The organism is Klebsiella sp. 1SOBk10mer (assembly GCF_046602535.1).
GTDB classification, from domain to species: domain Bacteria; phylum Pseudomonadota; class Gammaproteobacteria; order Enterobacterales; family Enterobacteriaceae; genus Klebsiella; species Klebsiella quasipneumoniae.
Genome location: NZ_JBKIUP010000008.1, coordinates 132,853 through 142,267, shown reverse-complemented (window position 1 = coordinate 142,267; position 9,415 = coordinate 132,853). Strand labels below are relative to the sequence as shown.

The window sequence follows — 9,415 nt, the reverse complement described above, 5'->3', positions numbered from 1 at the left end:
CAGTTGGTGATTTTGAACTTTTGCTTTGCCACGGAACGGTCTGCGCTGTCGGGAAGATGCGTGATCTGATCCTTCAACTCAGCAAAAGTTCGATTTATTCAACAAAGCCCCTAACCCGGTAATGACAAACGCTTTGCAAATAATAAAAGCGCTGATAATAAACCATACCATCGGGCTGCCAAATCCAGCGAATAGTGGACCGGGGTCGAGTACCAGAGAGGCGAATCCCAGAATAATCAGCATAATCACCGCGTCGGTAAACGGGCGTAAAACCAAGCCACAGAGCATGGCCAGATAAATGCCAACCATATGCCATGTCGGGGCGGCAACGCCTTCCGGATGCGGTATTATCCAAAATAAAACAGGGAAAAAGATAATCGGCAAGAGTTTTAAATAAAGCATTTTTGTTACCTTTGCTTTAAGGCCACGGCAGATAAACCACCGTGGCTTATATTATTTAATCGAATTAACGATACGTGTCGTCGATAAATTCGACGCCCGTTGCATCCAGCGATTTTTTAACCCATTGACGATTGGCGGTACCGTGTTTGGCGGCGTCCACTTTGCTGGCATCGAATTTGGCGTACTCTTTCGCTTTATCCAGCACCGTTTCTGCATCGCTCAGTGGGATGACAATGACGCCATCCGCATCGCCGACAATTAAATCGCCTGGGCAGACAGCGACGCCGCCCACGGCAATGGGGGTATTCACTTCCCCGGGTCCCATTTTGAAAGGGCCTGCCGGATTCGAGCCTGTGGCATAGAGCGGAAAATCAAGCACCGATAGGGCGTCGATATCGCGAATCGGCCCGTCCAGCACGATACCGGCAATTTTCTTCATGTGATGGGCATACGCCACCATGATTTCGCCCATCAATGCCCGCGAGCGATCCCCTTCGTTGGAGACCACGATGACGTCATTTTCTCCCGCCATATCCAGGGCGGCATGGAGCATCAAATTGTCGCCGGCGCGAGCTTTTACCGTAATGGCGAAGCCGGCCATAATCGGTTTTTGGGGTGAGGAAATACGCTTGATGCCGTTGCCTAATACCGCGATACGGTTCATGGTGTCAGCAATATTTGCCGCCGGCAGGTGCTCATATTCTTTCAGCAGGGCAATATTTCCCACCGGACGTTTTAAAAATATACGGTTACCAATAGTCATCTCTTGCTCCTTAAAAACCTGGGACCGGCCAGGACGGTTTTTTACCCGATAACACTTCGTCAATGCCGATGGCGGAATGAAGAGACGCCCTGTCGGTTGCTTCGATAGTGGCGGCACCGATATGGGGGCCGATGACGATATTGCTCAGCGCGAAAATAGGATCGTTGGCATCGAAGGGTTCTTTCTTCAAAACATCAACACCGGCGCCGGCGATAATTTGCTGGCTTAAGGCGTGATAAAGTGCGCGCTCATCGACGAGTTTGCCGCGGGCGGTATTAATGAAATAGGCGCTGGGCTTCATCATCGAGAACTGTTTTTCGCCGACGAAGTCGGTGGTTTCCGCTGTTGTTGGGCAGTGCAGCGAAACGAAATCACTCTCTTTGAAAATTCGGTCGAAATCGTCAGTCAGTTCGACACCCTCGGGGATCTGCTGCTGCGTTTTATAGGGATCATAGGCAATGACTTTCATATTAAAGCCGTGCAATGCTTTTAACGCGACGCGCGAGCCGATATTTCCTACGCCAATTAAACCCAGGGTTTTACCATCAAGTTCAACTTTCGGGGTGCGCAGTTTTGCCCAGTAATAATCTTCAAGCATTTTTTCTTCGACCAGCTTGAAATTACGTGAGCAGTGCAGCATATAAAATATGGTCAGTTCCGCAACTGACATGCTGTTGGCTATCGGGGCATTTAATACCACAACGCCATGACGTTTGGCGGACTCCAAATCTACGGTATCGTAACCTGCGCCATGGCGGGCCACCACTTTGAGCTTTTTAGCCGCTTCAAAAACGCGGTCGGACATTTTTGACAGGCGCACGATGATACCGTCGCAGTCGCCGATATCGCGGATGATATCTTCCTCTTCCATCCCGGAACCATTAATTAGCTGATAACCCCGGCTTTCCAGATACTCTCTCCCTTCGGCCATGATCTCTTGCGGGAGTAGAATTTTATACGTCATGTCAATTTCTCCAGTGTTGTTTACGTGGAGATAAATGCATGCCCTATGCCACAACTTATTTATAGTGTGATAATTTTTATAATATATTGAAATTAAAATGATTTTTATTTTGTTAATTAATGGTGAATTGTTTTTATGTTGATGAGTATCACAAATTTATATTAGGGGTTATCGTCGGTTTTTTTCATTATGAAATGGCTGGATTGCAAAATTAAATAACGGTGTTATGCATTTCACATTGTTGCTCGACAGGGCATTGGCAGCCAGTGAATGACATTTTGTTTGCGGTTAACTAAAACGATGGCGGAATGAATAAATAAAAAGGGGGTATTGACTATGAATAATGCCCAGATTGAAATGTTCAGTGTTATGGTACAAACGGGGAATATTCATCATACAGCACAACGTTTTGGTATCGATGCCGCGTCCATTACCACCAGTATTTGTGCGCTGGAAAACGAGATTGGTTTTAATCTCATCGTGCGAGGGAAAAATATCAGGAAGGTAATATTAACGGAAAAGGGAAAGGCTTTTTACAAACTCACGCCAGAGATCCTTTGTATCCTGAATGCTATCGCCACGATTCGTTGCGCCCAGAACCTGGTTGAATAAGCCCGGCGCTAATCGGCCGGGCTGTTACGTGATGTTAGTTCAACCCAAGAAAATACTGGGCGATTTTGAAATAGATAATCAGTCCGGTGCCATCAATCAGCGTGGCGATAAACGGCGCGGAAACCACCGCCGGGTCGATGCCGATCCGTTTAAGCACCATCGGAATGACCGACGAGACAACTGCGCTCCACAGGGTAATGCATACCAGTGTCAGGCTGACGATCAGCGTGATTTCCATGCCAATCCCCATCATCCAGGCGCGCAGGCAGCCCGCCAGCCCCAGCGTTAAGGCAATCAGAAACGAGGTCGACACCTCTTTGCGGATCACCCGCCCCATATCGCGCAGCCGTACTTCTCCCAGCGCCATCGAGCGCACCAGCGTCGAGGTGATCTGCGTTCCGCTGTTGCCGCCGGTGCCGATGAGTAACGGAATAAAGAAGGCCAGCGCAATGGCCGACTCCAGCGCCTCTTCGAAATGCTGCAGCACGCTGCTGGTATAGGCTTCGGCCACGAACAGCAGCAGCAGCCACACCGAGCGTTTCTTCCACAGCGTCCAGGGGCTGATCTCGAGGTACGGTTTTTCCAGCGGCAGCGTCGCCCCCTGCAGCTGAGCGTCCTCGGTGACGTCATCCTCCAGCAGATGGGCGATCTCCTTTTCCATCAGGCAGCCGACCAGCTCGCCTTTATCGACGACGGGAACCAGCTCGAGGCCGCGCTCGTTGAGCTCGGCAATGACCTGCGGGCGTTCATCGTCAGGTTTGACGCGGAACAGGCAGCTGTCCATCAGGTAGCGGATAGACTGCCCGACATCCCCTTCCTGCAGTAGCTTTTTGACCGACAGGCTGCCGCGCAGCTTTTTACCGGCGACAACAAACACCTGGCCGGGAATATCATCGCTGGTGAGCTGCGAGATAAAGTGCTCCCGCGCCTCATGGACGCTGAGATGTTCCTGTAGCGTAATAAAGTCGGTACGCATGTACTGGGCGATGGCATCGCCGTTGAAGCCAGAGGTCGCCTGATGGGCGGCGCAGAGTTGAATGGAAGACATGATTAAAATCCCTATAAAAAATCACTCATAGGGGCGAACAAGACAGGGTTAGCGCAGGCAGATCCCTACGTCCTGGTTTTAGCACTGCATAACGTATCTGAACGGTCATGACCGCCAGAAGTTACCTTGGCAACACCTTGATTCGATGGAAGCCTGTATTTCCCTGAGTGGTCTCTCTCGATACCAACAGGGCGGTAACTTGTATTTATGCAGGAGCCTCGCCATAACGAGATCGTTAAATGAAGCGCCATTATTGGCGAAGCGGGATAATTCACAAAGCGTATAATTTATGTGGTTTATCAACTGTTGATAAACCACATAAGAATTTTCAAATAGTTAATCATCCGCTAAACACTGCAAATGCCCATGGCGCACGCCGCGCTGGGTAATCACGTCGTCGGCAAAATGCTGTATCTCGACCATGTCTCCCTTCAGCACCGCAATCTCCAGGCAGTCGTCATGACTGATATGCACATGCAGCGTGGCGACGGAGAGATCGTGATGATGATGCTGGGTGGCCACCAGCCGGCTCGCCAGTTCGCGTTTTTCATGCTCGTAGACATATGACAGGACGGCATAACCGCGCCGCGGCTCCGACGGCGCGGGATCCTGGTTGAGGGCGTCTCGCAGAATATCGCGTACCGCCTCCGAACGATTGTGGTAGCCGCGGCGGGCGCTGAGCGCATCGAGAGCGGCCAGCAGGTCATCATCAAGGGTCAGGGTTACGCGCTGCATGGCATGGCCTCGTTAAGCAGAGTGGCAGGAAAAGGTGGCAGCACCGCCTGCTGGAGCGCCTGTCCGGCAGGGGAGCGCAGGCGCAGCGGTAGACTGACCGTTGCGGTTTCGACGATGCGTCCGTGCTCCATCACCAGCACCCGCTGGCAAAAGCGCTCCACCAGCCGCAGGTCGTGAGTGATGAACAGGCAGGCGGTGCCAAACTGGGCCTGCAGACGCTTCAGCAGGGCGATAATCTCCGCCTGCAGCAGCAGATCGAGATTCGAGACCGCTTCATCCAGAATCAACAGCTGCGGCCGTACCGCGAGGGCGCGAGCCAGGCAGACGCGCTGCAGCTGTCCGCCGCTGAGCTGCGCCGGGCGTTTATCGAGCAGCGTCGTGGAAAGGTCGACCGCCTGCAGCATCTCTTCCACCTGACGCGCGCGTTCCTCGCGCGACAAGCGCAACAGATGGCGCAGCGGCTCGCTGACGATCTCGCGCACCGTTTTGCGCGGATTCACCGCGCTGAAGGCGTCCTGAAACACCAGCTGAATATCGCGGCGGAAGGTGCCGACGGCCTCGCCCTTCAGGGCGGTCAGCGGTGTGCCGCGCCAGACAATATCGCCGTGCTGCGGCGTTTCCAGGCCCACCAGCATCCGCGCCAGGGTGCTCTTGCCGCAGCCGCTGCGCCCGAGCAGGGCCACCGTTTCGCCGGGGGCGATGGCGAGTTGGATCTCGTGCAGGACCCTGCCGTGGTGCGGGTAATTGTGGCTCACCCCGGTGACGCTGAGTAAATTCATGCTGTTTTCTCCAGTCCGTACAGCGCCAGATGCGCCGCCAACAGGCGTTGGCTCAGCGGGTGCTGTGGGGCGCTGAACAGCGTATTTACATCGCACTGTTCAACGAGGCGACCGTTCTCCATGACCGCTACGTAATCCGCCAGCCGCGCCACAACGCCCATGTCATGGGTCACCAGCAGCAGCCCCAGACCGCGGCTGGAGACGATATCCGCCAGGAGATCGAGGATCTGCGCCTGGGCGATGGCATCGAGGTCGGTGGTCGGTTCGTCGGCGATGATAAAGGGCGCGCGGCTGAGCAGGGCGAGGGCGACCATCATCCGTTGCAGCATGCCGCCGCTCATCTCAAAGGGGTAGCGTTTCAGCAGCGCCCGCGGATTATCCAGACCCACCTCTTCCATTGCCGCCAGCAGGGCGGCGTCACTTGCTTCGCGGCCCGCCGCCCGGCAGGTTTCCCGGGCGTGGGCGGCCATGGTATGCAGCGGATTAAAGGCGCTGCGTGGGTTCTGCATGATAGTGGCGATAGTCGCGCCGCGCAGCTGTTCGCCGTGCACCGGCATGCCGTCAAGCAACACCCGGCCGGCGGTCTGGTTGACGCCGGGCGGCAGCAGGCCCAGCGCGGCGGCGCAGGTGAGCGATTTCCCGCTGCCGCTGCTGCCGAGCAGCGCCAGTACCTGGCCGCGGCGCAGGGTAAGCGAGACGTCGCTGACCAGCGGGCGGTCGGCGGCAAGGGCGATCTGTTGCAGTTGGATCTTCTGCGGCATCAGTGGCTATGCTCCGCGATCAGGTGAGGATCGAGGCGATCGCGCAGCGCGTCGCCCAGCAGGTTAAAGGCCATCACGCTGATGAACAGCGCCAGCCCCGGCCAGACCATCTGCAGCGGCTGGGTCCAGATATACTGCCGGGCGTCGTTGATCATCACCCCCCATTCCGCCGTCGGCGCGCTGACGCCGAGGCCAAGGAACGACATGCCGGCCACGTGAAGCATCATATGGCCGATATCCAGTGAGGCGAGCACCAGCAGCGAGGGGATCACCGCCCCTGCCAGATGGTCGCTGAACAGCCGCCACTGGCTGGCGCCGCTCAGGCGGGCGGCGAGGATAAATTCGCGCTGGCGCAGGGAGACCACCAGATTACGCACCATTCTGGCGTACCAGGCCCAGTGCGACAGCGCAATGGCGAGGATCACGTTGGTCAGCCCGGTACCCAACACCCCCACCATAAAGAACGACAGGATCGAGGTCGGAAAGGTCATAAACAGTTCGGCGAGGCGCATCAGGCCGCGGTCGGCGCGGCCGCCCAGCAGCCCGGCGCTGCCGCCAACCGCCAGACCGATCAGCAGCACCAGCAGCAGGCAGGCCATTACCGCCCCCAGCGAGACGCGGGTGGCGGCCAGCAGGCGCGAGAAAATATCCCGTCCAAGATGATCGGTTCCCAGCCAGTGCGCCCCCCCTGGCGGCAGCAGCCGCTGCTGCAGGTTAATCGCCGCCGGATCCCAGGGCAGCCACCAGCCGCTGCCGAGGGCGATGACCGCCAGCAGCGCGATAACCAGCAGGGCCAGTTTCACCGGCCAGCGGAAGTTTCGCAGCCATCTCATACGCTCACCTCCTCATGGCGGCGCAGGCGCGGGTCGAGCGCCGCGTTAAGCACATCCACCGCCAGGTTAGCCAGTACGAACACCGTGACCATCATCAGGGTAAAGCACTGAATCACTGGATAATCGCGATTGAAGATCGCGGAAACCGCGTAGCGGCCAACCCCCGGCCAGGCAAAGATATTTTCGATAATCATCGTGCCGCCGATCAGCTCACCAATGTGCATGCCCATGGCGGTCACCACCGGCAGGGTGGCGTTGCGCAGGATATGCCGCCGCTCCACCTGGCGCGTGCTCAACCCGCGCAGCCGCGCCCATACCACGTGACGCTGGCCGGAGACCTCCAGCATGCTGGCGCGCAGCAGCCGGGCGTTAATCGCCAGCGACATAAAGGCGATGGAGACGGCGGGCAATATCAGGTGCTGCCAGTCGCCGTATCCCATCGCCGGGAGCCACTGCAGATGCACGGAAAAGAGCATCACCAGCAGAAAGGCTAGCCAGAAGTTCGGCATCGACACGCCGAGGAAGGCAATCAGCCGTACAGCAAAATCCGGCAGGCGATCGCGATGGCGCGCCGCCCAGATCCCCAGCGGCAGCGAGGTGACGAGGATCAGCGCCAGCGCCGCGCCGGTGAGCAGCAGGGTGGCTGGCATGAAGTGCAGCAGGTCGTCCAGCACCGGCCGCCGGGTGGCATAGGAGAGGCCGAAGTCCAGGTGCAGCGCCCGCCACAGCCAGTGCAGATACTGCATCGCCAGCGGCTGGTTGAGACCCAGCAGTTCGCGGGTCGAGGCGACCATCTCTTCCGTGGGCGGCAAGTTCGACAGGCGCAGATAATCCAGCGCCGGGTCGCCGGTGCCGAGCCGCAGCAGCAGAAAGATGATGGCGGAGGCGGCGAGCAACAGCGGGATCAGCAGCAGCAGGCGGCGTAAAATATAGCGTAGCATTATGGCGTTACCGGTTTAATCTGGTCGAACGGGATCTCGGTGGTCACCGGCGCGAACGGGATCTCGCCGACCTCCTGGCGCGCAACCGACATCAGCGAGACATAGCTGATGGGTAGGTACACCGCGTCCTGATGCAGACGGGTCAGCACATCGTGGTACAGCCGTTTCCGCTGCGCCTCGTCGCTGGTGGTCAGCACCTCGCTAATCTCTTTATCAATCAGCGCTTTGTCGGGCAGGCCGCGCTGGGCCTGATAATCGGCATGCGAGGGCACGCGCATCGAGCTTAAAAAGGCATGCGGATCGTAGGGGGCGCCCCAGGTGCGATTGAAGATCATGCCGAACCGGCCTTCGCGCTGGCGCGCATAGATGCTGCTCTCCTCCTCGCCCACCAGGGTGACGCGGACGCCGACCTCCCGCAGATTGGCCTGAATAATTTCGGCCATCGATTTAGCCAGCGCGTCGGTGCCGATAAACGCCAGCTCAATCGCCAGCGCTTGCCCGGCTTTTTGTCGCCAGGGCTGGCCTTCCGGCTGCTGCCAGCCGGCCTGCGCCAGCAGGGCGCGGGCTTTTGCCGGATCGTAACGGCGCGGCGTCAGATCCTGCGGGGCGTAGGGGACCGAGGGCGCAAACAGGGTATCGGCAACCTGCTGGGTGCCGTAGAGCACGCTATCGACGAGGGTCTGCTTGTCGACGGCGTAGTTGAGCGCCTCGCGAACCGCCTGCTCGCGGGTCGGGCCCTGGCTGGCGTTCAGCGCCAGCATCACCGTCTCCGTCGGGGCGGAGAGTCGAGCCACGTAGCCGGGGTGATGACGAAAGCGTTCGAAGGTATCCAGCGGTAGCAGCCCTTCGTCGCCGTAGAGCATGTCGATTTCCCCGGTTTCGAACGCCACCGCGCGGCTGGTGGCGTCAGGGATCACTTTGATGGTGATTTGCTGTAGCGCGGGTTTATTACCCCAGTACTGTTCGTTGCGTACCAGCACGTCGCGCTGATTGAGCTGCGAGCTCGCCAGTCGCCACGGCCCGGTGCCGATCGGGGCTTTGATGCCGTTGGCGGTGCCGCCATCGATAAACTGCGAGGGGGCGATAAAGCGGAACGGGCGGGGCAGGGCCAGCTCTTGTAGCAAGGGGGCGTAGGCGCTTTTCAGGGTGATCTGCAGCTCGCTGGCGCTGAGCGCCCGCACGTCGGTTATCTGATTGGCAAGCTCAAGCCAGGCGTGGCGTTGACGGTTGGCGAGCACCGCCTGGAAATTCGCCGCTGCGGCCTGGGCGTTAAAGGGTTCGCCGTTGGAGAAGGTCACATCCTCGCGCAGGGTGAACCACCAGGTTTTACCATCGGCGGAGTGACGCCAGCGGGTCGCCAGCCAGGGCTGCACGCTGCCGTCAGCCTGATACTTCACCAGCGGCTCATAGACCATGCTTTGGGCAAACATCTGGTTGGGGGTATAAAGATGCGGATTCAGCGGGCCGACGTTCACCGGCCAGGCGGTGGTGAGCGAGTGCTGCGCGGCCTGAGCCAGCAGAGGGACGCAGGCGATCAGCGCCAGCAGAGTGAGGCGGAAAATAGACAAGACGGCAAT

The 9,415-nt window shown here is 58.1% G+C and carries 11 protein-coding genes, 1 pseudogene and 1 riboswitch; of the genes and pseudogenes, 1 reads left to right on the top strand and 11 read right to left on the bottom strand.

Annotated features, from left to right (window positions below; genetic code table 11):
- From ACLH1I_RS20450 to ACLH1I_RS20435, 4 genes and pseudogenes are all read right to left on the bottom strand, one after another.
- The coding region (locus ACLH1I_RS20450) for a hypothetical protein (protein ID WP_411302888.1) at positions 1–77 on the bottom strand (77 nt) is incomplete at its 3' end.
- A gap of 31 nt (positions 78–108) precedes the next feature.
- A pseudogene (locus tag ACLH1I_RS20445) lies at positions 109–402 on the bottom strand (anion permease); the annotation flags it as partial.
- A 64-nt stretch (positions 403–466) separates the two neighbouring features.
- A complete protein-coding gene (locus ACLH1I_RS20440) occupies positions 467–1,165 on the bottom strand; it encodes an RraA family protein (protein ID WP_151629232.1) in 699 nt (232 codons plus the stop codon).
- 10 nt (positions 1,166–1,175) lie between these two features.
- Positions 1,176–2,129 (bottom strand): hydroxyacid dehydrogenase, encoded by a 954-nt coding sequence (locus ACLH1I_RS20435; RefSeq protein ID WP_004204934.1) that lies wholly within the window; start codon positions 2,127–2,129, stop codon positions 1,176–1,178.
- Between the two features lie 336 nt (positions 2,130–2,465).
- Here ACLH1I_RS20435 and ACLH1I_RS20430 point away from each other — a divergent pair, with 336 nt between their 5' ends.
- The gene (locus ACLH1I_RS20430; RefSeq protein WP_004204933.1) at positions 2,466–2,741 is read left to right on the top strand and encodes a LysR family transcriptional regulator; all 276 of its coding nucleotides are present in this window, start codon (positions 2,466–2,468) and stop codon (positions 2,739–2,741) included.
- Positions 2,742–2,775: 34 nt separating this feature from the next.
- On the opposite strand, the gene ACLH1I_RS20425 is transcribed toward ACLH1I_RS20430, so the two are convergent.
- The 7 genes from ACLH1I_RS20425 to nikA all read right to left on the bottom strand — a co-directional run bounded on the left by ACLH1I_RS20425 (position 2,776) and on the right by nikA (position 9,406).
- A complete protein-coding gene (locus ACLH1I_RS20425) occupies positions 2,776–3,789 on the bottom strand; it encodes a magnesium transporter (protein WP_017899992.1) in 1,014 nt (337 codons plus the stop codon).
- Positions 3,790–3,845: 56 nt separating this feature from the next.
- A riboswitch (M-box (ykoK) riboswitch) is annotated at positions 3,846–4,027 on the bottom strand.
- Positions 4,028–4,125: 98 nt separating this feature from the next.
- Positions 4,126–4,524 carry a nickel-responsive transcriptional regulator NikR gene (gene nikR, locus ACLH1I_RS20420; protein WP_151629234.1) on the bottom strand — a complete coding sequence of 133 codons (399 nt, stop codon included), beginning with the start codon at positions 4,522–4,524 and terminating at the stop codon, positions 4,126–4,128.
- Entirely contained in the window at positions 4,512–5,303 is a 792-nt protein-coding gene (gene nikE, locus ACLH1I_RS20415) for a nickel import ATP-binding protein NikE (RefSeq protein ID WP_198080016.1), read from the bottom strand. Before nikE ends, nikR begins: the two co-directional genes overlap by 13 nt.
- Entirely contained in the window at positions 5,300–6,064 is a 765-nt protein-coding gene (gene nikD, locus ACLH1I_RS20410) for a nickel import ATP-binding protein NikD (RefSeq protein WP_198080017.1), read from the bottom strand. The genes nikE and nikD overlap by 4 nt, the downstream gene beginning before the upstream one ends.
- A complete protein-coding gene (gene nikC / locus ACLH1I_RS20405) occupies positions 6,064–6,897 on the bottom strand; it encodes a nickel ABC transporter permease subunit NikC (RefSeq protein ID WP_004202068.1) in 834 nt (277 codons plus the stop codon). Before nikC ends, nikD begins: the two co-directional genes overlap by 1 nt.
- Positions 6,894–7,838, bottom strand: a complete 945-nt coding sequence (gene nikB / locus ACLH1I_RS20400; protein WP_065802733.1) for a nickel ABC transporter permease subunit NikB — start codon at positions 7,836–7,838, stop codon at positions 6,894–6,896. The genes nikC and nikB overlap by 4 nt, the downstream gene beginning before the upstream one ends.
- On the bottom strand, positions 7,838–9,406 hold the full coding sequence (nikA, locus tag ACLH1I_RS20395; protein WP_048295688.1) for a nickel ABC transporter substrate-binding protein: 1,569 nt from the start codon (positions 9,404–9,406) through the stop codon (positions 7,838–7,840). Before nikA ends, nikB begins: the two co-directional genes overlap by 1 nt.
- Positions 9,407–9,415: the final 9 nt, after the last annotated feature.

Bases quoted from the DNA above. Each gene is read 5' to 3' on its own strand.
- ACLH1I_RS20440 (WP_151629232.1), bottom strand. From the start codon at position 1,165: ATGACTATTGGTAACCGTATATTTTTAAAACGTCCGGTGGGAAATATT.
- ACLH1I_RS20435 (WP_004204934.1), bottom strand. From the start codon at position 2,129: ATGACGTATAAAATTCTACTCCCGCAAGAGATCATGGCCGAAGGGAGA.
- ACLH1I_RS20430 (WP_004204933.1), top strand. From the start codon at position 2,466: ATGAATAATGCCCAGATTGAAATGTTCAGTGTTATGGTACAAACGGGG.
- ACLH1I_RS20425 (WP_017899992.1), bottom strand. From the start codon at position 3,789: ATGTCTTCCATTCAACTCTGCGCCGCCCATCAGGCGACCTCTGGCTTC.
- nikR (WP_151629234.1), bottom strand. From the start codon at position 4,524: ATGCAGCGCGTAACCCTGACCCTTGATGATGACCTGCTGGCCGCTCTC.
- nikE (WP_198080016.1), bottom strand. From the start codon at position 5,303: ATGAATTTACTCAGCGTCACCGGGGTGAGCCACAATTACCCGCACCAC.
- nikD (WP_198080017.1), bottom strand. From the start codon at position 6,064: ATGCCGCAGAAGATCCAACTGCAACAGATCGCCCTTGCCGCCGACCGC.
- nikC (WP_004202068.1), bottom strand. From the start codon at position 6,897: ATGAGATGGCTGCGAAACTTCCGCTGGCCGGTGAAACTGGCCCTGCTG.
- nikB (WP_065802733.1), bottom strand. From the start codon at position 7,838: ATGCTACGCTATATTTTACGCCGCCTGCTGCTGCTGATCCCGCTGTTG.